Genomic DNA, 22,752 nt, shown 5'->3' with positions numbered 1-22,752 from the left:
GTCCTAACCACATACACCACACTTCTAAACTGACACACAATTCAATATGGGAGGTCGCGTGACCTCCCCATCTGTAACTCAAGGTTTATCAACGACCAAGCATCAAAGCGACAGCAGCTCTGTTCGTTTGTGTCAAGGCTGTGAGCTTCCTATCGACAAGGTGGACATCCCACTAGGAAAGTCCGCCTATTGCCCGAGGTGTGGTACCCAGCTTTACCGAGGTGGCACCCCTAGCCTTTCTGGAAACCTAGCAATCGCGATCACATGCTTGTTACTGTTTATCCCGTCCCACTTTTTTGATTTCATTAGCATTCGTCTTATCGGGGTGATGATTCCCGCTACGCTGCCATCCGGCGTATTTACCTTGATGAATGAAGGTTTCCCACTGCTCGGCTTACTTATCCTATTCTGTAGTTCAATAGCGCCGTTGCTCGTTTGTAGTTCTGTATTAATCAGCCACTTCTCGCTTCGTTTTGGCTTCTTTACACCGTTTCGCTACTCGCTGGTCACCATTCAGACCTTAAAACATTGGATGATGCTGGATGTGTTCTTAGTGAGCGTGGCGATCTCCTGTTTTAAGCTACAAGACTACTCTGACATTTTTGTTGGTCCCGGTTTGATTGGCCTGATCTTACTCCAGCTATTTAGCGTGTTACTGGTGAGCCGCATTAGTGTTCGCCGCTATTGGGAAGCGTGGGCAAAAGAATCGGAATATAGTTTTACCAAAAACAAAAACGTGCACTGCCACAACTGCCACCTTTCTCAGCCTGACGGTCACGCTTGTGTTCGTTGTCATCATGCTTTGTATCACCGCAAGCCTTACTCGATACAAAAGACATGGGCACTGCTTTTTGCTGCCGCCGTTGCGATTGTGCCAGCGAACGTGATTCCTATATCTATTCTTATTACAAACGGCCAACGACTCGAAGATACGATCATTTCCGGTGTCGCCTCTTTGATTAATAGCGACATGTACGGCATCGCTGCCATCATTTTTATTGCGAGTATTGTCGTTCCCGTGGCCAAAATTCTTGGGCTTGCTTACATATTGATTTGTATTCAAATGAAACGAGCGCTTTACCACAGACAACGCATGACCATCTATTTTATCGTGAAATGGGTGGGGAAATGGTCCGTTATGGATCTGTTCGTTATTTCGATCATGATGACATTGGTCGACCGTGGACAAATTTTAAACTTCACACCAGGTTATGGTGCAGTCGCTTTCGGCGTGGTTGTTGTTCTAACAATGCTGGCAGCGGAAAGCTTAGATCCTAGGCTAATTTGGGATAACTATACCTCTAAAGATGAGTCAGTGAATGAACGACAATAACCAATCACAAACATCATATTCACCGGAAGTCAGAAAAAACAAAGGGATTTCTCCTTTGTGGATTCTGCCGATCCTCACCGTTGCACTTGCTGGCTGGCTAGTCATGAAGTCAGTCCATGATGCAGGCCAACGTGTGCAGATCTACTTCTCAGATGCGGCAGGCTTAGTCGCAGGACGCACCACGATTCGCTACCAAGGCTTAGAAGTGGGTATGGTCCGCGATATTACCCTATCGAAAGACTTATCTAATATCTATGTTGATGCTGATATCTATCCGGAAGCAAAAAAGCTGTTATCTAAAGGCACTCGTTTTTGGTTAGTGAAGCCGACCGCAAGCTTGTCTGGAATATCTGGGTTAGATGCGTTGGTATCCGGTAACTACATTGCGATTCACCCAAGTGAAACCAAACAAGAACCAGAAACTGTTTTCCAAGCTTTGGAGTCTGCGCCTTCTGACTTATTAGCTGCCGATGGCTTGAACATATCACTGACCACAAAAGATTTGGGTGGCGTCTCTGTTGGCTCTCAGATTGTTTATCGTAAGATTCCGATCGGCGAGGTCTACAACTACCAACTTAACGAAAGCGGAAAGTCAGTCACGATTCAAGCGGCTATTAAAGATGAATACAGCCATATCATTACCGACCAAAGCCGTTTCTGGAACGTCAGCGGCTTAGGGGCAAGTATCGGATTTTCTGGGGTTGATGTTCGCTTGGAAAGCCTAAGCGCTCTGTTAGGTGGTTCTATCGCCGTAGACTCACCAGGAGATGGTCAGCCAGTGGAAATGAACACCAAATTCAAACTCTACCCAGATCTAAAAACCGCTGGTCGTGGGATCTCTATTAAGATTGCGGTCCCTGATGATAATAAGATCAGTGCAACTGGTGCTCCAATCATGTACCGCGGCATAGAAATCGGTCAAATTACCGACTTATCACTCAGTGAAGGCCGTGAGAATGTCATCGCATCTGCAGCTATCCAACCTGCGTTCAGTGATTTCCTCAACAGTGGCAGTAAGTTCATTCTCGAAGAAGCTGAACTATCGCTGACGGGAATGAAGAACATCGCTAACTTAGTGACGGGCAACTTCTTAACGCTAGTCCCAGGTGAAGGTGAAAAAGCACGCCGTTTCACTGCAATTCGCAAAACAGAATATAGCCAAGAGCAAGAAAAGTCCGTTGCTATTCGCCTTACCTCGAACAATTCTTTTGGTCTCGATGTAGGCACACAACTACTCTATAAAGGCATACCTGTTGGCTCAATCATCAAAGTAGGTTTAGTTGATGGCGTTGGCACAGGGAGCGATAAGCACGAAGTGTTCATGGATGCGTTGATCGACAATCAATACGCTCACCTTATCAAAAGTAATAACCGCTTCTTCGTAACCGGCAGCGCGAGTGCTGAGCTTACGGAATCAGGGTTAAGTGTGACCGTCCCACCAGCAAAACAGCTACTGACAGGCTCTATTAGCTTCGTGAGCGAGGGTAAAGATCAAACAAGAGAAAGCTACCAACTTTTCCAAAGCAAATCACTCGCTGAGATTGCAAAGCTCAACCAATCTGGCTCTAAAACACTATCGTTGTTCGCAAGTGAATTGCCATCAATTTCTAAAGGTAGTCCACTGCTCTACCGCAACCTACAAGTCGGTAGTGTAAGTGATTTTCAGCTTGCTGACGGCGGCGTGAGAATCCAGGTCACCATTGAAAACCGCTACACGCACCTAATAAACAACAATACCGTGTTTTGGAATCGTTCTGGTGTTGAAGTCGACGCGTCTTTGTCTGGTATTAGCATCAAAGCAGCTCCGGTAAAAACTCTGATTCAAGGCGGCATTGCATTTGATTCACTACCGGGTATCGACAACAAACTCGGTGATGTTTGGAAGCTCTATAACGACTCTAAATCTGCTCGTAAATTTGGCCGTGCCATAACGATTACGTCTTCAGGTGATCAAGAAGTGAGTAAAGGGACGCCAATTAAATATCAAGGCGTCAATGTCGGTGAAGTGACTTTAGTCGTTCCGAATTTCACTAAAGGTGGTATTGAGATTACGGCTCGTATCCTTCCTGAGTATGTCGATAGGATAGCTGTTGCTGGTAGCCATTTTTGGCTAGCTGAGCCAGAGATTGGTTTGAATGGGATTAAGAATGTCTCTTCTCTGATTTCTAAGCACATTAAAGTTGAACCGGGTAAAGGAAACAAAACCACAGCATTCAAGCTAAGCAATGGTCCAGTTCAGCCTGAAGGCAAGATTTTCACACTACAAAGCGAGAGCCGCGGTTCGGTATCAGAAGGTACACCAATTCTGTTCCGCGAGCTAGAAATCGGTACAGTCATTGACGTTCAACTTGGTGAGTTTGCAGATCGCATTATCTCTACCATTCAAATCAAACCAGAGTTCGCTTACTTAATTCGTGCCAACAGTGTGTTCTGGAATGTATCAGGTGTGGATGTGTCTATCGGCTTGTCTGGTGCAAACATCAAGGCAGGTACTGTCGATAGCTTAATCAGAGGTGGTATTACTTTCTCAACACCACCGACTAATGAACTGCAGCCTTTGGCAGAAGAAGACCAGTCATTCTATTTGTACCCTAAAGCGGAAGACGAGTGGAAATCGTGGAGAACGGCCATCCCTCGCCCATAGGCTTGACTCATAGCTCCAGTCATCTGAGCGAATAACCGACAATTCACATCTAAATGCAGCCTTAGGGCTGCATTTTTATTGTTTAAAGCAAATTTGGTTTAGGACAGTCTCATTTTGCTTTAAACTGCCCGCATTCACGCTAAAAATCGAGATACCCTTTTGCACGCTAACGTATATATCCCAGAAGAATTCCTTACTCATATTGAAAGCATCATGCCTAGCCATTTAGATATGGCTTCCTTTGTCGCTTCTTGTCAAAAGCCACTTCGTAAAAGTATTCGAGTGAACACTCTTAAGATCAGTGTTGAAGACTTTCTGGTGCGCGCAAAAGATAAAGGTTGGGAACTGGAACCAGTACCTTGGTGTGAAACGGGTTTTTGGATCACGGCCGATGAAACTGAAGCGCCATTAGGTAATACTGCCGAGCACATGTCTGGCTTGTTCTACATCCAAGAAGCTAGCTCAATGATGCCACCGTCAGCGCTTTTCCAAGGTGAAGAGGACTATCAAGCAGTACTCGACACCGCTGCGGCTCCAGGTTCTAAAACCACTCAACTTGCAGCGCTGATGAACAACCGTGGTGTGTTGGTTGCCAATGAATACGCAGCAAGCCGAGTTAAAGTGCTTCACGCTAACATTGAACGCTGCGGCGTAAGAAATGCAGCGCTAAGTAATTTTGATGGTCGCGTGTTTGGTGGTTGGTTACCTGAACAATTCGACGCTGTATTACTGGATGCCCCCTGCTCCGGTGAAGGCACAATTCGTAAAGATGCCGACGCCATGAAGAACTGGACGTATCAATCGGTTGTTGAGATTGCAGACACGCAAAAAGACCTTATTGAAAGTGCATTCCACGCCCTTAAACCTAATGGTGTATTGGTCTACTCGACGTGTACGTTAAGCACAGAAGAAAACCAACAGGTGTGTCATCACTTAAAAGAGACCTTTGGTGATGAGGTGGAGTTTGAATCTCTAGAGTCCCTATTCGATAACGCGAAAGCAACCACAACAGAAGAAGGCTTTCTACACATCTTCCCTCAGGTTTATGATTCTGAAGGTTTCTTCGTTGCTCGTATCCGAAAATTAGCGTCTGTGACACCACCAGAAGTGAAAAAGCGTTTAGGTAAGTTCCCATTCGAGAAGGCTTCGAAGAAAGCACAACAAGAAGTTGCTGAGCAGCTTTTAAGCGCACTAGATATCGAGCTACCATCAGATACTCAAGTCTGGACTCGTGACAAAGACGTTTGGCTATTCCCCGAAGCATTAGAGCCAATGATCGGTGAATTCCGTTTCTCTCGCATGGGCATCAAGATCGCAGAAACCCATAAAAAAGGCTACCGTTGGCAACACCAAGTGGCAACGACATTAGCCACAGGCAACGAAGCTAACATCGTTGGGCTCACTATCGAAGATGCTCGTGAGTGGTTCATGGGTAGAGATGTTCGCCCGGAAGGCTTATCTGGCAAAGGTGAAGTGCTGGTCAAATACAATGGCGCAATCATTGGCCTTGGTAAGTGGGTAGGTAATCGAGTTAAAAACGGCCTGCCACGAGAGTTAGTGCGTGATAAGAACCTGTTCTAGCCACAATTCCAGCCCTACCGCTGAATAGGCAGATAGGCGAACAAACAAAAAGCCCAAACAACGTACGTTGCTTGGGCTTTTTCTATTGAACTTAAGTCATGCGATCTATGCAAAAAGGTCTTCGAAGTACACTTAATTACAAAACAATCAATTCAAGTCGCTATTTTCACAGTCAAAAATCGCATATTGGGAAAATTAAACTAAACTTCATCTAGTAAATAAAGAATTGAAACGATTAGCGTAGGCTCTTCGGAGCCCTTTCCCCTAAGCCCAAACAGGAAAGTTTGGGCTTTTTTTTGACCGAGGGTTTGCCTTATTTAGCTAGGCTGATCCCTTCTTTATCGATAGAGATCTTGCCAGCTTTGTACAAGCCACCGATGGTCTTTTTGAATGTACCTTTGCTGGTTCTGAAAGCAGAGAAGATCGCTTCAGGTGAAGATTTATCATTCAAAGGTAAAAAGCCGCCTTTCTTCTCAAGCAAGTCTAAGATCTTGACGCTTAGGTCATCCATCTTAGCTACGCCCACTTTCTGAAGAGAAAGGTCAATCTTACCATCTTCTTCGCGAATGTTTTTAATGTAGCCTTTCAGCGTCTTACCAATAAATAGTTTACCGATGATGTCTGATGGGAAAATCATGCCCCAGTGTTCGCCGTTAACGATCGCTTTGTAACCTAGCTGGCTGCGTTCAGCGATGATTAACTCAACTTGCTGGTTACGTTTGTAATTCGCCGGAGTGTTGTCTAACCATTTGTTAAACTTAGTTGTACCTACAATGCGGCTAGATGCTTTATCAATGTACACATATACTAAGATTGACTGGCCTTCGTTTAATCGACCACGTTGCTCGCTGAAAGGAACCAGTAGGTCTTTACCTTTCACGCCCCAGTTCATGAATGCACCGGTGCTGTTTACACCTTCAACAGTCATCAAGCCAAACTGGCCAACTTGTGCGATAGGTTTTTCAGTCGTTGCAGCGATCTGGTTGTCAGAATCAATGTATAAGAACACATCTAACTTTTGACCAATTTCAACACCTTCAGGAGTAAATCGTTTCGGTAGCAACACGGTTCCATAGTCGCTAGCGTCAAGGAATACACCGAAATCTGCTTGTTTTACTACTTCTAAGTTGTTTATTTGACCAATATTAATCATCAAGATTGTCTCTACTTTAAATTTGGCGGAGATTATACGTGATCTCTGATATGCTTTCGCTAGTTTCATTCATATTTTTACATTCTAGGAGCCATCGTTGATCACCGTTGATAAACAAGATGCGATAACACTCAAAATTAACCATGCAATGGCTAAGACAAAAAAGCTCGACATGGACGTTTATCTATTCATTCCCGGTGAACTTGGACTCACTCCAGAAGTACTTTCTGAGAGCGCATTTTTCTATAGCTCAATCACTCAAAAACGCGCGTACTACAGTGATAAAACACTACTGCCTCTGGTACACAGCCGTTTGGCTAAACGTGGACGACTCTCTACCACTCAATACCGTGTAAGTTTGAGCTTGTTCGCCTATCAATATGTTATCGCATTAGATAAAGCCGTTAGCAGCTTAAACAAGAATGATAGTGACGACGTAACGGCAGATGAAGTGGATGAAGTTATCGAACTGGCTTTAGACATATTAAAGAAGCTGCGTCGAAGTATCCCTTATGAAGAAAACTTAAAACGCTACTACGCCAATATCGACAACTACCTATCTTGGTACACCGAGCAAAAATTCCTATCGCTAGTGTCACACATGCCTCGTGGTAGCGAGTATTCAACCATTAAAGAGCGCCTTTTAACCCTTTGCGATAAAGAGACCGCTCATAGAAAACTGAACCGATACAACTCAGCCAAGGTACGAGAAGACGTAACCCGCTTGAGTAACAAAATGCGCTTACTGCGTCGTTTAATTGAGCACCCTATCGTACTCAAAGAGAAAACCACCTCGATGGGTAAAAACGTTAAACGAGCCGTGAAAGGTGTTGCGACAGGCTTAGTGATGGTGGTTGTAACCACAACGGTTATCTTAGCCCGAGATTTCCTTGGAGAGATTACCGCTTCTTTCATCGTCGCGATGTCTTTTATCTATGCGCTACGCGAGATCTTCAAAGACGATTTAAGAGATATTCTTTGGCGCTGGCTTCGTAAAGGCAAGCCAAAGTGGAAACGCCGTTATTTCGACCCAACGACCAATAAGTCAGTTGGTCATAAACTCGAGTGGTTGGACTACGCAAGCTTTTCTAAACTCGCTGACCGCATTCAGTCGATACGTAAGAAACGTGTGGTGCAGCGTGAAGAGCAAATCTTGCATTATCGCTCACATACGGAGATGTCGACATCAACGTTTATGAGTGGCTACGAGGAAACGCGTGAGACCTTATCGATCAGCCTAAGAGCACTGACACGCTTAATGGATAAAGGCTCAAATAAGATTTATCGATTGAATGAAGGCCAAGTGAGTCGAGAGTCCGTTGAGAAGCGTCACCTACTCAACCTAATCATCAAAGAGAACAACCACGATAACGAACCAACTTACTATCGTTGGAAGATCGTCATGAACCGTTCAAAGATTGTCGATATTGAGCAAATCACACAAGAGTCATAGAGCTACGACGAGTGTTACTATTGCGGTATGTGGATATACATTCACATACCGTTTTTTTGGTTTGAATCCCACCCAATATCATTTGAACGGCTACTTGAGACTACTTTCTAGATGGGATCTTTTTGATAGAAAGCGTGAGCGTAAATTCTGCCATCGGCTCATCGCCATGCAGAGATGGGCACGTTGCAATAATGGTTACTGGCTGATTCACTCGCTCCCCAGTCGACATGGTTTCTGCCAGCATAGTGTTGATCAACTCACCATCAGTGCAAGTGAAATGCACATCACCTTCAGGGCGCTTCAAAAAGTTACCTGTCACCTCTTTAAACGCCAAAGAGATCTTCTCACCTTGCTGCTGAGATTTACTCATCGCAAGAAAGCCCCCTGCTACATCCGCACCGACAGCTAAAACACCGAAGTACATGCTATTTAAGTGGTTTTTGGTTCGTCTTCTGAGTGGAATTTTCACCTCTACACGCTCGTTATCGAGTACCAGAAGCTTTGGTCGACACAGCCAGATGAGTGGGACTTTGAAAAAGCCAAACATGCTTAAATAGAAATTTGCTTTTTGTAGAGGGGTTAACATTCGAATCACCTAGCCTAATTAGTCATCAGACCAGTTAATCGACTAACGATTTAAATGTCAAAAAAATGTTACAAAAAAGAGATATCATCACACAATGATATCTCTTTCATTCTCAATACGTTAGCGCTTAGTATCAACTCATACAGCAAGTTGATTAGTAAAAGCAATAAGCTAAATTATGCCGTCACGACGGTTTCAACACCTTCAAGATCAGCGATGTAACCTTGTAAACGCGGATAATCAATCAGACCTTGAGTCACAAGCAAAACAGGTTTCTTAGCGTTCTGTGTCGCTTTCACAATAATGTCTAGCAGCGTAATTACCGCTTCGTTCTGTGGGTCAAAAGCATGTTGCTGCGCTTCATTCAGCTTATCAACACCAAGCGTGAAAGACGCTAGGCTGTCGACATTCACTACCACACCATCAAAGTAATGCAGCAGACGTTCACTCAGTAGAACGGCAGATGGCACATCACATGAGAACAATACCTTCAAGCCATTCAAACCACGAGGCAAACCTTGCTCTGCAAGTAAATCGATGATCTTAGCCGCATCGCTTAATGCACGCACATAAGGAACTACCACTTCTACATTAATGCCTTGTTCACGCAGAGCCTTAACGACCTGACACTCTAATGCAAAGGCTTTGCTGTATTCTTGTGTCGCATAACGCGCAACACCACGAACACCAAGTGCTGGGTTTACTTCTTCCACTTCACAATTGCCGCCTAACAGCGAACGAAAGCCGTAGCTGTCAGCGTTGCTTAACGCGATGCGTACAGAAGCATGATTTGGTTGAACTGCCGCTTGAATCGCCGTGACTAAGGTAGAAACGAAATGCTCATCAACACTTTTGCCACCAAGAATGGCGTCTAGAGAGGTTTTCTCTATATCAGAAAGTGTATCTAAATGGCTTTCAATACTTGGATGGTAGAAGACACGATCCATGACCAATTCAGAGAGAGAGACGTATAAGTGGTTGGAATTATTATTATCGTTATAAGAAGGCAGCACATCGCCTAAGACTAGTTCTGGGTGCAAAGTGCTTTGATTTTCTTGAGTCATTGCTGCTCCAGCATTTTTATGTTGTGTTCAAACGAAAATACCGATAGCTGCCTGTTAATACAAGTGAAAATCCCGTATTTAGCGTCGGGCTGCTGATAAAAATAAGAATATTAGTAATAACAGAGATAACTTTGACTTAAGAGAGTTTATTCCTCGGTTCAATTCCGTTATCTTAACCACTTCGCAATAGAATAAAAAAGCTATCACATGCCATTAAAAACTGATGAGTTGAGAACCCAAGCTCTGGGTCCTATGCCAACTCCTGCCGAATTAGGCAACGCACACCCAATTACTGACGACGTTGCTGAGCGTATTGCAAATTCTCGCCGCCAAATCGAAGATATCCTAACTGGTCGTGATAACCGCCTATTAGTTATCGTAGGCCCTTGCTCTGTTCACGATACAGAAGCGGCACTTGATTACGCTGAGCGCCTGAGCCAAATTCAAGAACAATACAAAGACGAATTGTTTGTTGTAATGAGAACCTACTTCGAGAAACCGCGCACGGTTGTAGGTTGGAAAGGTCTGATTACCGATCCAAACCTTGATGGTTCATACGCACTGGAAACAGGTTTAAACAAAGCACGTCAGCTTTTACTTGATATCAACAAGCTTGGCCTAGCAACCGCGACTGAATTCCTTGATATGATCACGGGCCAATACATTGCAGACCTGATCACTTGGGGCGCAATTGGTGCTCGTACTACAGAATCTCAGATTCACCGTGAAATGGCTTCAGCACTGTCTTGCCCTGTTGGCTTCAAAAACGCGACAAACGGCAACATCAAGATCGCTATTGATGCAATTCGCGCATCACAAGCTTCTCACTACTTCTACTCACCAGATAAAAATGGTCGTATGACGGTTTACCGCACTTCAGGCAACCCATACGGTCACGTCATTCTGCGTGGTGGTGATAAAGGTCCAAACTTTGATGCAGAATCTGTTGATAGCGCATGTAAGCAGCTTGCTGAGTTCGACTTGCCTCAACGTTTAGTCGTAGACTTCAGCCACGCTAACTGTGAAAAGCAACACCGCAAGCAGTTAGACGTTGCAAAAGACATCTGTGAACAGATCAAATCTAACAAAAATCAAATTGCAGGCATCATGGCGGAAAGCTTCATTAAAGAAGGTAACCAGCCAATGACGGATATCAACAACCTTGAGTACGGCAAGTCGATTACCGATCCGTGTCTAAGCTGGGAAGATACCGCGACAATGTTAGACATGCTTGCAACAGCAATTAAAGATAGAAACTTAGCTTAAGGAAATAACACAATGCCATCATTTGACATTATCTCTGAAGTAGAAGCAGTAGAACTACGTAACGCTGTAGACAATGCTAACCGTGAACTATCGACTCGTTTCGATTTCCGCGGTGTTGACGCAAGCTTTGACTACAAAGATGAGTCGGTAAAACTGACTGCTCAAGACGATTTCCAGCTTAAGCAAATGCGCGATATTCTTCGTAGCAACCTAACGAAGCGTAATGTTGATCCTAACGCGATGGAAGCAAAAGCAGCAGATCAAACAGGTCGCACTTGGCACCAAACGGTTATCTTTAAGCAAGGTATCGAAACTGATGTTGCAAAGAAAATCGTTAAGCTAATTAAAGACAACAAGATTAAGGTTCAAGCGTCTATTCAAGGTGAAAAAGTACGTGTAACAGGTAAGAAACGTGACGATCTACAAGCTGTTATGGCATTGGTTCGTAACGGTGAACTTGGTCAACCTTTCCAATTCGATAACTTCCGCGACTAATTGGGATTTGAGCAACCACGTTTATCCGTTGCTCTATCCTAGTCACAATTTGTGTTTGAAATAGCAAAAAGCCACTTCCTGCGAAGTGGCTTTTTATTTATCTGGCTGTTTCGTTAAGCATATCCCTAAGCAGCAATGACAATCCCTAGACGGATATGACTTCTATAAGTGCCATGCTTATTAGCTTCAGCTTAGAACCTTGGCAGAAGAGAGCTTCAAGTCTTTTCCTACCAAGAGGTTAAATTCAACACTCGCTGGTGGGATGAACACACATACTCTTAAGTTTTCAGCTTTTGCTTGCTCAAGCTTAGTCGAGAGCTCTCCGCTATTAGCATAGCTTTCTCTTTCTGCATCACGACGACACAGGTCCACGTATTCAAATGGGCACTCTGTGGGAGCCAGTACCAATTCAGCTTCCTGCATTAAGCGTAACGCCTTCATGGACAACAACTCGACATCTTGTTCAAATTCGATCCAAGTTACCTGCCCTTCGCTATCAACGCCTTCTGTCAGCGCTTGTTGGTAATGCGCTTCTAATTGCTCTCTATCCGTTACCTGCTCGATAAAACTGGATGATAAAAAGCGCTCCCAAAACTTGCGACGTTCATCGACGGTAGGAAACGACTCTTTGATCGAGTTGCGTTTTGATGCACCAAAGTCAGCGAGAAGACCGATATTCTGAGGTAATACTGTTTCGAGTTTTTCTCTAATATTTCTCACCAAAACAGGTGATGCACCACCACTGGAGATCGCAATTTGGATTCTTCCACGATTTATCATTGAAGGTGTAATGAAGTCGCAGTATGGCAAATCATCAACCACGTTGACTAAAATACCCAGTTTCTTTGCATCATTATACACTTGATGATTCAAGCTAGGGTTGTCTGTAGTAGCCCATACTTGAAGGTATTCTTTAGAGATGATTTGTGACGAGTAAAAATTTTGCACCCAGTGAAGTTTGTTCTCATCAACAAGCTGTTGTAAGTAAGGTGCTACCTTGGGAGACACTAAAGTGACATCGGCGCCGGCTCTCAGCAAGCTGTCCACTTTACGGCAAGCAACCTCACCCCCACCGACCACGAGAATAGGCTTATTCTCTACATCCAAAAACATTGGGAAATAACGCATGTTCTTCCTTGAGATGACTTCAATAACTATTCAACCATGCTACCAAATTTGGAGCATATTAATAACTATCGAAGTGCAATAAAAATATTTATTGACCAAATTTCAATCTTTTTTAAGTTTAATCTTTCACCAGTGTGAGATTCATTCAGGATTTTTATCTAGTCGATTATCAATATAAAAATCTAAATCTTGTTGCACCAACAGTGTGAACCTTTGCACTATTTACATTCAGTTAACATTTGGTCATTCTAAATGTGTTCGGATTTGTAATTTCATTCAAAAATCTTTTTAAATTATACATTTGTGAAACTACAGATCCTTTCCTAACCTTATAAACAGTTGATTAAATCGCACACAGTTTCATTTGCAAAATGCAACTCGTTTGATTTGAACAACAAGGTCATAGAAAACGCAACACATATAGAAAAACTCAAATGAGCACGAGTATCAGGTGTCACCTGGTTAACAAGGAAGGATACAAATGACAAATAAACTAACACTTCTTGCTTCAGTAGTAGCTGCATCAACTGCGATGATGGCAACATCAGCATCAGCGGCAGAAAGCACTCTGGACAAAGTCACATCTCAAGGCTTCTTAACTTGTGGTGTAAGTACAGGTCTTCCAGGGTTCTCTAACCCAAACTCAAAAGGTGAATGGGAAGGAATCGATGTTGAGTATTGTCAAGCTCTTGCAGCGGCTGTACTCGGTGACAAGACTAAAGTTAAGTATGTACCTCTAACAGCAAAAGAGCGTTTCACTGCGCTTCAATCTGGCGAAATCGACGTACTGTCTCGTAACACAACATGGACACTGCATCGTGACACGGCTCTAGGTCTGAACTTCGTAGGCGTTAACTACTACGATGGTCAAGGCTTCATGGTTAAGAAAGATCTTGGCCTAACCAGCGCTCTAGAGCTTGATGGCGCTTCTGTATGTGTTCAATCAGGTACAACGACTGAGCTAAACCTAGCCGATTACTTCCGTAACAACGGCATGTCTTACAAGCCAGTGGTATTTGATACAGCAGCACAAACATCTAAAGGTTTCGACGCGGGTCGTTGTGATGTGCTAACGACTGACCAATCTGGTCTATACGCACTTCGCTTAAACCTAGCTGATCCAAAATCTGCACAAGTACTTCCTGAAATTATCTCTAAAGAGCCTCTAGGTCCAGTTGTTCGTCAAGACGATGACAAATGGTTCAACGTTGCTAAGTGGACACTTTCAGCAATGGTTAATGCTGAAGAGTACGGTATCTCTTCTAAAAATGCTGACGAAATGCTTAAGTCAAAAGATCCAAACATCAAGCGTATTCTTGGTGTAGACGGTCCTAAAGGTAAAGGTCTTGGCATTCGTGACGACTGGGGTTACCAAATCATCAAGCAAGTTGGTAACTACGGTGAGAGTTTCGAGCGTACTGTTGGTACAGGTTCTCCACTTCAAATCGATCGTGGTGTAAATGCGTTATGGAATGCGGGCGGCTTTATGTACGCTCCACCAATCCGTTAATAGCACACGACGTGATTACTTGTTCGTAAACGTTGCTATCAAGCCTTTTAACTCGATAGCAACAACCCGAAAAATGAATAATTGAGTAACACGATTTAGGGCGGTTTTTCCGCCCTAAATATTAAATGGATTTGAGGTTATTGCAGTATGAAACCTAACAACACTCTTACTCCTTCCCAGGAAAAGCCCGAAGCTAAAAGTGCTAACCTGTTATACAACCCGACTTTTCGATCTGTTGTTTTCCAGATCATCGCCATCGGAGCACTTGGCGCCTTCTTCTATACTATCGTAAACAACGCCCTTACCAATCTGGAAGCCCGAGGCATCGCCACTGGTTTTGACTTTTTGAGTCAAGAGGCGGGTTTTGGTATCGGCCTTACCCTCGTCGAGTATGACGAAACCTTCTCATATGGTAGAACTTTCGTTGTCGGCTTATTAAACACCGCTTTGGTATCGGTACTAGGTATTATTCTAGCCACGGTACTTGGTTTCACTATGGGCGTCGCTCGACTGTCATCTAACTGGTTAGTGAGCCGTTTTGCAGCGGTATACATTGAAATCTTCCGAAATATCCCACTACTACTTCAAATCTTCTTTTGGTATTTCGCGGTTCTTCAAGCTCTCCCATCGGCAAGACAAAGTCTCAGTTTGGGTGAAGCTATCTTCCTAAATGTGCGTGGCCTTTACCTACCTGCTCCTATTCTTGAACAAGGAAGCAGCTTCGTTATCGGCGCGTTAATTGTTGGCATCATTGCCACCATCATCATTAATATTTGGGCTAACAACAAACAGAAACTGACGGGGCAACAAACCCCAATGCTTCGAATCGCATTGAGCTTAATCGTTGGTCTACCTCTGGTTGTCTACTTTGTTCTTGGCATGCCAATCTCGGCGGAATATCCAGAGTTGAAAGGCTTTAACTTTAGAGGTGGTATCAGCATCATCCCTGAATTGGCCGCTCTTGTATTGGCCTTGAGCATCTATACGGCATCGTTTATCGCAGAGATCGTACGTTCTGGTATTAATGCGGTTAGCCACGGTCAAACAGAAGCTGCGATGTCTCTAGGTCTTCCTCGAGCTCGCACATTAAAACTGGTTATTATTCCTCAAGCGCTGCGAATCATCATTCCACCGCTAACCAGCCAATACTTAAACCTCACTAAGAACTCTTCGTTAGCAATGGCTATTGGCTACCCTGACTTAGTTTCTGTGTTTGCAGGTACGACTCTCAACCAAACAGGTCAAGCAATCGAGATTATTGCCATGACCATGGGTGTATACCTAACGCTAAGCTTATTGACCTCTGCGTTAATGAATATCTATAACCGTAAAGTAGCATTGGTGGAGAGATAATATGAGCACACATCAATTTCAACCGGATCTTCCACCTCCCGCTAATACCGTTGGTGTCGTCGGTTGGTTAAGAAAGAATCTCTTTAATGGGCCAATCAACAGTATCGTTACCGTTGTTCTAGGTTACATCGCTTTCTCACTACTCTGGACAACATTCGATTGGGCTTTCCTAAATGCAGACTGGGTCGGAACAACTCGTGATGCCTGTACTAGCGAAGGGGCTTGCTGGGTGTTCATCAGCGTTCGTTGGGATCAGTTCATGTATGGCTTCTACCCTGAAACTGAACTGTGGCGCCCTCGCCTTTTCTACGCAACATTGGCTATCTTTGTCGCGCTATTAGCCTACGAGAAAACACCGAAACGCACTTGGATTTGGTTATTCTTCGTAAACATCTACCCATTCATCATTGCTGGCTTGCTATATGGCGGTGTATTGGGATTGGAAGTTGTTGATACGCACAAATGGGGTGGTCTACTTGTTACGCTTATCATTGCGTTAGTGGGTATCGTTGTGTCACTACCGATTGGTGTCGCATTGGCGCTTGGCCGTCGATCTGAAATGCCAATCATCCGTAGTATTTGTACTGTGTACATCGAAATTTGGCGCGGTGTTCCCCTGATTACGGTGCTGTTCATGGCATCTGTAATGCTGCCACTATTCCTTACTGCGGGCTCTGAGACCGATAAGTTATTCCGTGCGCTGGTAGGTGTGGTTCTATTCAGCGCCGCTTATATGGCCGAGGTAATTCGTGGTGGCCTGCAAGCTATTCCTAAAGGTCAATACGAAGCTGCAGATGCACTTGGCTTAACCTATTGGAAAAAGATGGGGCTGATTATTCTTCCTCAAGCGCTGAAAATCACAATCCCTTCAATCGTGAACACATTCATTGGCTTGTTCAAAGATACCAGTCTGGTACTTATCATCGGTATGTTCGATGTACTGGGTATTGGTCAAGCGGCGAACACGGACCCTGAGTGGTTAGGCTTCGCAACAGAAAGTTATGTATTTGTCGCGTTAGTGTTCTGGGTGTTCTGTTTTGGCATGTCGAGATACTCGATATGGCTAGAAAACAGACTTCACACCGGTCACAAACGATAGTTAATAAGATCAAGGACGTATTATGACGCAACAACTAAACCCAGAATCGCAAGAGTTGATGATTGAACTTAAAGACATGAACAAGTGGTACGGTGAGTTCCACGTTCTTAAGAACATCAACTTAGAAGTTAAAAAAGGCGAGAAAATCGTTATCTGTGGCCCTTCTGGCTCAGGTAAATCAACGATGATTCGCTGTATCAATAGACTGGAAGAGCATCAGAAAGGACACATCTTTGTGTCTGGCAATGAGCTGACTGAAGATCTAAAAAACATCGAAGCCGTTCGTCGTGACGTTGGCATGTGTTTCCAGCACTTCAATCTATTTCCCCACCTTACGGTACTAGAGAACTGCACCCTAGCCCCTATCTGGGTGAAAAAGATGCCGAAAGAAGAAGCTGAAGCGATTGCGATGAAATACCTAGAACGTGTAAAGATACCAGAGCAAGCAGACAAGTTCCCAGGTCAGCTTTCTGGTGGTCAGCAACAGCGTGTAGCGATTGCACGTTCTCTATGTATGAACCCACAAGTCATGCTGTTTGATGAACCAACCTCAGCGCTCGATCCAGAAATGGTTCGTGAAGTTCTAGATGTTATGGTTGAGCTGGCAGAAGAAGGCATGACCATGCTTTGTGTAACGCACGAGATGGGCTTTGCTAAGGAGGTGGCCGATAGAGTTATCTTCATGGATGCCGGGGAAATCATTGAAGAGAACAACCCTGTCGACTTCTTTGAAAATCCGCAATCGGACAGAACGCAAAACTTCTTGAGTCAAATCTTACACCATTAATGTGTTATGATGCATAATTAAGAGAGGCGGCTTAGGTCGCCTTTTTATTTTTCAAATTGATAGTTGGTTTATAGAAGGATATAAATAGGTAACGCAAGTATAAAGGTTAAACATCGGGTATCCGTGGTACTTTGATATCTGTATAAGACATACTTTGTTACACCTTCAGAAATACTTAACCAGTTATTTTGATTATTATTTTAAGTATACAAGTGGACTGTAAGACTTGATTTTTCGAACTTTCAGCCCCATAAATGTACTAATAACTATTGAAGTCACCTTACGAGGAAGATTATGAACAGCCCTATGTTTTCGCGCACAGCATCTCAAGAAAGTGCTCTGCAAACCAATAAAGTGTTGCGTAATACCTACGCACTACTGTCTATGACACTACTTTGGTCTGCTGTTGTAGCAGGCGTATCTATGGCGATGAACCTTCCTCGCCCTGGTCTTATCATGATGCTAGTTGGTTTCTACGGCCTACTTTTCCTAACAGAAAAGAACCGTGACAACAGCATGGGTCTAGTCTTTACGTTCCTGTTCACAGGTTTCCTAGGCTACACCATCGGTCCAATCTTAAACATGTACGTTGGCGCAGGCATGGGTGATGTTATCCTAACTGCTCTAGGTGGCACGGCATTAGCATTTATGGGTGCATCGGCTTACGCTCTTACTACTAAGCGTGACCTATCTTTCCTTAACGGTATGCTACTAGCAGGTTTCGTCGTGTTACTTGTAGGTATGGTTGCAAATATCTTCCTACAAATGCCACTTCTGTCATTAGCAATGAGCGGTATGTTCATCCTGTTCTCGACTGGTGTTATTTTGCTAACAACGCAAAACATCATCCGTGGCGGTGAAACCAACTACATCTCTGCGACAGTTAGCCTATACGTATCAATCTACAACATCTTCATCAGCCTACTAAGCATCCTAGGCATCATGGGCAGCGACGACTAATCAATCGCCTAATTGAAGAATATCTAGCCCAAGAGCCTATCTCTTGGGCTTTTTTGTATCTATAGGATCAATATTTATCAAGATCACTACGATATCTATTGAGAAAGGTAAACTTGGTCATGTACCCTATCCAAATAGTTAATTGGATTCTGGACTAAACATGTTTGAATATAACGGCAAGCAAATCGAAACCGACGCTCAAGGCTACCTATTGGATTACACACAATGGGAAGAAGGTATGATTGAAATTCTTGCACAAGACGAAGCCATTGAGCTTACGGAAGCACACCTAGAAGTCGTGCATTTTGTAAGGAGCTTTTACGAAGAGTTCAACACTTCTCCAGCTGTTCGCATGCTTGTTAAAGCGATGGAAAAAGCCCACGGTCCTGAAAAAGGCAACAGTAAATACCTGTTCAAATTATTCAAAAAAGGCCCGGCGAAACAAGCGACTAAACTCGCAGGCTTACCTAAACCAGCAAAGTGTCTGTAACAACAGGTTACTGACTATCTCAATCAAATACTGTGGCCTGTTAGCTACAGTATTTGGAACTCCCCAACACGCACATTGCGCTTTTCACCTTCTCCCAACCTTTGCTTAACCACATTATCTACCGTTGCGCTCGCAGGACCTACTTGCAACCATTGGTAAAGCTTGTCTACCTGGCCACTTTCGCCAACAGCCAACACTTCAACTCGACCATCATTTAAGTTCTTGGCATACCCTGAAATGGCAAGCTTCTGCGCTTCTCTGCTGGTGTGATAACGGAAGCCAACACACTGAACTACGCCTGACACGACAAATATAGATTGTGAATTTTTCATAACGTTGCCTCATAAATTATATGAATGATATAGTTGAGACTCTATTCATTCACCGCTTATTGGTGGACTTACTTCGAGTATAACGATTATGAAAGAAATCCCATTTCGTTGGATTGATAAATACCTCATTCACCTAAAAATCCAAGAAAAGTTTTATCTCCTCTTTTTATTACCCCTTCTCGCTCTTGTTATATTAACTCTCGTTTTAGATAGTGCAGCAGATTCATTACTAGCACACCTTTATCAAGAAGAATTGCTCTTAATGAAGGGGCTTATCGAAGCTGGTCAACTCACCAAAGAACAAGTTGCGCAACTGGTTAATAGCTCAGAAACTATCTCCCTTGGTTATGGCGCAGGCTCTGTTTCAGTTATGAATGGTGCATTTAGTTTGGTTGCTAACCACGACCAAAACCTATGGTCTGCGCTCTCAGCAACACAGATATCCATCATTGCGGTAACCCTAACTTTGATCGCACTTGGTGTTTACTACATCATGACTTTCATTGGCGGAGCAATGTTCTCTATGAACAAAGCTCTGAGCACACTCGCGAATGGTGACCTAACTTGTCGTATGAACTATTTCCCTGTTCGTGATGAGTTTAGCGAAATCGCAATTACTATCGACAAGGTGGCGGAACGTGAGCAAAACATGGTGCTTTCGATTCAAGAATCTGTGGCACTCATGCAGCAAATCAGTTCTGACCTAAATCAGTCGACGCAACAAAGCTCAGATATCTCAGGCAATCAGCAAGAGCACTTGAACAGCTTAGCAAGCGCAACAGAGCAAATGGCTGCGACAATTCGTGAGGTAGCAACCCTAGCTCACGCATCGAGCTCACAAACTATGGATGCTCGTGGTGTTGCACAAAGTGGCCAAGTTAAGGTTTCAAACACGCTGGAATCTATCTCTAACCTATCTCAAGAGATTCAATCTGCATCACAAGCCGTTGAAGAGCTGGACGCAAACGCGGCGCAAATTGATGAAGTAGTGACAACCATCAATGGTATTTCAGAGCAGACCAACCTACTTGCATTAAACGCTGCTATCGAGGCTGCTCGTGCGGGTGAACAAGGCCGCGGTTTTGCGGTTGTTGCCGATGAAGTTCGTGCACTTGCTGGTCGAACTCAACAAGCAACGGTTGAGATCCAAAGTATGATTGAATCATTACAACGTAACAGTCAGTCGCTGACAAAGCTAATGGAAGTAACGGTGAACAACGCTAATGAAGGGCAAACATTGATGTCTGAAGTGAATATTGAGATCGGCTCACTCGCTGAAAAGAACCAATCAATTTCTGATAGTAGTACTCAAATCGCGACGGCAGCTGAAGAGCAAGGTGTTGTTGCTGACAACATTGCACAAAGCGTCGAAGAGATTCGTCACCAATCAGATAGCATCTGTGAAATGATTAGCAAGAGTAATTCTAATGTTGACCAACTTCGTAAGCAAAGCGATACCATGGAAGGCTTGTTGACAGGTCTTAAGGCATAATCTTGGTCCTTCAAAGGCAGTATTTCGAATATTGCTATCTATCTGATTAAAATAATGACAAGGGCTGCTCACGCAGCCCTTTCTTATTTGCTTTTCACTTGCACTTCCCCGACAATACCCCTCCTTCAAATTCAACAAACAGAGTAAATTATGACTCCTTCTATTCATCTAGCGAAAGGCCGTGACAAATCATTACGCCGTAAACACCCATGGGTATTTTCACGCGGCATCGATAAAGTCGAGGGCGAGCCAAAACAGGGTGAAACGGTAGACGTATATGCTCACAATGGTCAGTGGTTAGCGAAGGCTGCTTACTCACCATCTTCTCAAATTCGAGCACGTGTTTGGACATTTGAAAAAGAAGAAATCAACAAAGCGTTCTTCATAAAACGAATTCAAGACGCACAATCATTACGTGAAGACATCATTGAACGTGATGGCCTAACGGGCTACCGCCTGACCGCTGCGGAATCAGACGGCTTACCAGGTATTACCATCGATAAGTATCAAGACTACTTGGTTTGCCAACTTCTCAGCGCAGGTGCTGAATTCAACAAAAGCGTATTGGTAGAAGCTCTAATCGAATGCTTCCCAGACTGCAACATTTACGAGCGTTCAGATGTGGCGGTTCGTAAAAAAGAAGGACTAGAACAAACTGTCGGTGTTCTGCATGGTGAAGAACCACCTAAATCAGTTGTAATCGAAGAGAACGGCGTAAAAATCAGCGTAAATATCGTTGAAGGCCACAAAACAGGTTTCTATCTAGACCAACGTGACAGCCGTAAAGAATCAATGAAGTACGTCAAAGACAAAGAAGTCTTGAACTGCTTCTCTTACACTGGTGGCTTTGGTCTGTACGCACTAAAAGGCGAAGCAAAGCGTGTTATCAACGCCGACGTTTCACAGCTTGCTTTAGACACAGCTAAGCAAAACGCTGAATTAAATGAATTCGATATTTCAAAAAAACGCGCGGTGTTCTTGAATGCTGACGTATTTAAACTTCTGCGTGAATACCGTGACCAAGGCACCAAATTCGATGTTGTGATCATGGATCCACCAAAGTTCGTTTCTAGCAAAAACAACCTAACATCAGGTGCGAACGGCTACAAAGATGTAAACATGCTAGCAATGCAGATCCTTAAGCCTGGTGGCACACTACTTACTTACTCGTGTTCTGGCTTAATGGGCACTGACCTGTTCCAAAAAATCATTGCCGATGCTGCTATCGATGCTGGTCGCACAGTTAAGTTTGTCGAGCGCTTCGAACAAGCTGCAGATCACCTGACAGACACAGCCTACCCGGAAGGTTTCTACCTAAAAGGTTTTGCGTGTAAAGTTCTTTAGTTCTTTAGTTCTTTAGTTCTTTAGTTCTTTAGTTCTTTAGTTCTTTAGTTCTTTAAGCGTTACATATCTCGTTAAAGATTAAGAAGTAAAAAGGGTCACCGTTTGGTGACCCTTTTGTTATCTAATGAGCTTCAATGAACATTAGCTATCAGTGTATTTCAAACCATCTTGATTAAATAGATAATCTGTTAACTCTGATGAAGTGACATTGTTAAACTCAATTGTCATAGACTCGCCACCTTTATCAATGGTCAGTGCTGAGCCGCCATTACCGTTATCAGTGATCGAATCTTCGATGTTGTTTAGCAGAGCATTAATATCATCTGTCTCAAGGTCAGCCAACAGCTCAGATAGGTCAAGCTTGTCTCCATCTGCCACACTGAAATCAGTAATAGTGTCGGAAGAACCATCGTCCATGTCTACCCACTTAAAGATATCCTCCCCTTCACCACCAGTTAGAATGTCATCACCCAATCCACCAATCAGTGTATCGTCACCACCTTGGCCATAAAGGATGTCATCACCTAGCCCACCGGCAACGGTATCGTCTCCACCTCGAGTGTCACTATCGGCATTAAACAGCTCATGGTTATCTTTAACATATTCATAGATTTCCATTTCTGTAGGTTCTGCGCCATTCAACATCTGCAAGAACGTCGTCAGTGCTTCCATACCCGAGCCA

20 protein-coding genes are annotated in these 22,752 nt (G+C 43.8%); 14 read left to right on the top strand and 6 right to left on the bottom strand.

The genetic code is table 11. The annotated features are described in order from the left end of the window. The first annotated feature begins 46 nt into the window (after positions 1 to 46). The 3 genes from L1D55_RS08205 (at position 47) to rsmF (ending at position 5,558) form a co-directional block, all read left to right on the top strand. Complete coding sequence (locus tag L1D55_RS08205; protein ID WP_239917099.1) at positions 47 to 1,333, top strand: paraquat-inducible protein A; 1,287 nt, start codon at positions 47 to 49, stop codon at positions 1,331 to 1,333. Further along, positions 1,320 to 3,977: an MlaD family protein gene (locus L1D55_RS08200; RefSeq protein WP_239917098.1), complete on the top strand. Its 2,658-nt coding sequence runs from the start codon at positions 1,320 to 1,322 to the stop codon at positions 3,975 to 3,977. Before L1D55_RS08205 ends, L1D55_RS08200 begins: the two co-directional genes overlap by 14 nt. A gap of 159 nt (positions 3,978 to 4,136) precedes the next feature. Beyond that, the gene (gene rsmF, locus L1D55_RS08195; protein ID WP_239917097.1) at positions 4,137 to 5,558 is read left to right on the top strand and encodes a 16S rRNA (cytosine(1407)-C(5))-methyltransferase RsmF; all 1,422 of its coding nucleotides are present in this window, start codon (positions 4,137 to 4,139) and stop codon (positions 5,556 to 5,558) included. Between the two features lie 313 nt (positions 5,559 to 5,871). Here the strand turns inward: rsmF and L1D55_RS08190 are convergent, their stop codons facing one another. Next, positions 5,872 to 6,780, bottom strand: coding sequence for a S1-like domain-containing RNA-binding protein (locus L1D55_RS08190; RefSeq protein WP_239917096.1), 909 nt, complete (start codon positions 6,778 to 6,780; stop codon positions 5,872 to 5,874). Between the two features lie 28 nt (positions 6,781 to 6,808). On the opposite strand from L1D55_RS08190, the gene L1D55_RS08185 reads away from it, so the two are divergent. Next, positions 6,809 to 8,164 carry a hypothetical protein gene (locus tag L1D55_RS08185; protein ID WP_239917095.1) on the top strand — a complete coding sequence of 452 codons (1,356 nt, stop codon included), beginning with the start codon at positions 6,809 to 6,811 and terminating at the stop codon, positions 8,162 to 8,164. Positions 8,165 to 8,264: 100 nt separating this feature from the next. Here the strand turns inward: L1D55_RS08185 and L1D55_RS08180 are convergent, their stop codons facing one another. Together L1D55_RS08180 and L1D55_RS08175 are read right to left on the bottom strand one after the other, a co-directional pair. Then, positions 8,265 to 8,750, bottom strand: a complete 486-nt coding sequence (locus L1D55_RS08180; protein WP_105057189.1) for a DUF4442 domain-containing protein — start codon at positions 8,748 to 8,750, stop codon at positions 8,265 to 8,267. 176 nt (positions 8,751 to 8,926) lie between these two features. Beyond that, positions 8,927 to 9,814, bottom strand: coding sequence for a putative PEP-binding protein (locus L1D55_RS08175; RefSeq protein WP_239917094.1), 888 nt, complete (start codon positions 9,812 to 9,814; stop codon positions 8,927 to 8,929). Between the two features lie 207 nt (positions 9,815 to 10,021). On the opposite strand from L1D55_RS08175, the gene L1D55_RS08170 reads away from it, so the two are divergent. Beyond that, entirely contained in the window at positions 10,022 to 11,080 is a 1,059-nt protein-coding gene (locus tag L1D55_RS08170) for a 3-deoxy-7-phosphoheptulonate synthase (RefSeq protein WP_105024852.1), read from the top strand. 12 nt (positions 11,081 to 11,092) lie between these two features. Beyond that, a complete protein-coding gene (locus L1D55_RS08165) occupies positions 11,093 to 11,575 on the top strand; it encodes a YajQ family cyclic di-GMP-binding protein (protein WP_004742331.1) in 483 nt (160 codons plus the stop codon). Positions 11,576 to 11,761: 186 nt separating this feature from the next. Here L1D55_RS08165 and L1D55_RS08160 read toward each other — a convergent pair whose 3' ends face one another. Further along, entirely contained in the window at positions 11,762 to 12,703 is a 942-nt protein-coding gene (locus tag L1D55_RS08160; RefSeq protein ID WP_105057191.1) for a bifunctional precorrin-2 dehydrogenase/sirohydrochlorin ferrochelatase, read from the bottom strand. A gap of 481 nt (positions 12,704 to 13,184) precedes the next feature. Here L1D55_RS08160 and L1D55_RS08155 point away from each other — a divergent pair, with 481 nt between their 5' ends. From L1D55_RS08155 to L1D55_RS08130, 6 genes are all read left to right on the top strand, one after another. Continuing rightward, a complete protein-coding gene (locus L1D55_RS08155) occupies positions 13,185 to 14,213 on the top strand; it encodes an amino acid ABC transporter substrate-binding protein (RefSeq protein ID WP_004742333.1) in 1,029 nt (342 codons plus the stop codon). A 147-nt stretch (positions 14,214 to 14,360) separates the two neighbouring features. After that, the gene (locus tag L1D55_RS08150; RefSeq protein WP_239917093.1) at positions 14,361 to 15,566 is read left to right on the top strand and encodes an amino acid ABC transporter permease; all 1,206 of its coding nucleotides are present in this window, start codon (positions 14,361 to 14,363) and stop codon (positions 15,564 to 15,566) included. A gap of 1 nt (position 15,567) precedes the next feature. Beyond that, on the top strand, positions 15,568 to 16,665 hold the full coding sequence (locus L1D55_RS08145; protein WP_239917092.1) for an amino acid ABC transporter permease: 1,098 nt from the start codon (positions 15,568 to 15,570) through the stop codon (positions 16,663 to 16,665). Between the two features lie 22 nt (positions 16,666 to 16,687). Beyond that, entirely contained in the window at positions 16,688 to 17,452 is a 765-nt protein-coding gene (locus L1D55_RS08140) for an amino acid ABC transporter ATP-binding protein (protein ID WP_004742336.1), read from the top strand. 294 nt (positions 17,453 to 17,746) lie between these two features. Next, positions 17,747 to 18,412: a Bax inhibitor-1/YccA family protein gene (locus tag L1D55_RS08135; RefSeq protein WP_128160481.1), complete on the top strand. Its 666-nt coding sequence runs from the start codon at positions 17,747 to 17,749 to the stop codon at positions 18,410 to 18,412. A 160-nt stretch (positions 18,413 to 18,572) separates the two neighbouring features. Continuing rightward, positions 18,573 to 18,902 (top strand): TusE/DsrC/DsvC family sulfur relay protein, encoded by a 330-nt coding sequence (locus L1D55_RS08130; protein ID WP_008223499.1) that lies wholly within the window; start codon positions 18,573 to 18,575, stop codon positions 18,900 to 18,902. A 44-nt stretch (positions 18,903 to 18,946) separates the two neighbouring features. Here L1D55_RS08130 and yccX read toward each other — a convergent pair whose 3' ends face one another. Continuing rightward, the gene (yccX, locus tag L1D55_RS08125) at positions 18,947 to 19,234 is read right to left on the bottom strand and encodes an acylphosphatase (RefSeq protein WP_008223500.1); all 288 of its coding nucleotides are present in this window, start codon (positions 19,232 to 19,234) and stop codon (positions 18,947 to 18,949) included. Between the two features lie 88 nt (positions 19,235 to 19,322). Between yccX and L1D55_RS08120 the strand changes: the two genes are divergently transcribed. Both L1D55_RS08120 and L1D55_RS08115 read left to right on the top strand, forming a co-directional pair. After that, positions 19,323 to 20,726 carry a methyl-accepting chemotaxis protein gene (locus L1D55_RS08120; RefSeq protein ID WP_239917091.1) on the top strand — a complete coding sequence of 468 codons (1,404 nt, stop codon included), beginning with the start codon at positions 19,323 to 19,325 and terminating at the stop codon, positions 20,724 to 20,726. A gap of 150 nt (positions 20,727 to 20,876) precedes the next feature. Beyond that, positions 20,877 to 22,070: a class I SAM-dependent methyltransferase gene (locus tag L1D55_RS08115; protein ID WP_239917090.1), complete on the top strand. Its 1,194-nt coding sequence runs from the start codon at positions 20,877 to 20,879 to the stop codon at positions 22,068 to 22,070. Between the two features lie 141 nt (positions 22,071 to 22,211). On the opposite strand, the gene L1D55_RS08110 is transcribed toward L1D55_RS08115, so the two are convergent. Further along, entirely contained in the window at positions 22,212 to 22,742 is a 531-nt protein-coding gene (locus tag L1D55_RS08110; protein ID WP_239917089.1) for a type I secretion C-terminal target domain-containing protein, read from the bottom strand. Positions 22,743 to 22,752 lie beyond the last annotated feature (10 nt).

It is taken from the genome of Vibrio sp. Isolate22 (genome assembly GCF_022398115.1).
Lineage (GTDB): Bacteria > Pseudomonadota > Gammaproteobacteria > Enterobacterales > Vibrionaceae > Vibrio.
This window is presented reverse-complemented; position numbering and strand designations above follow the sequence as displayed.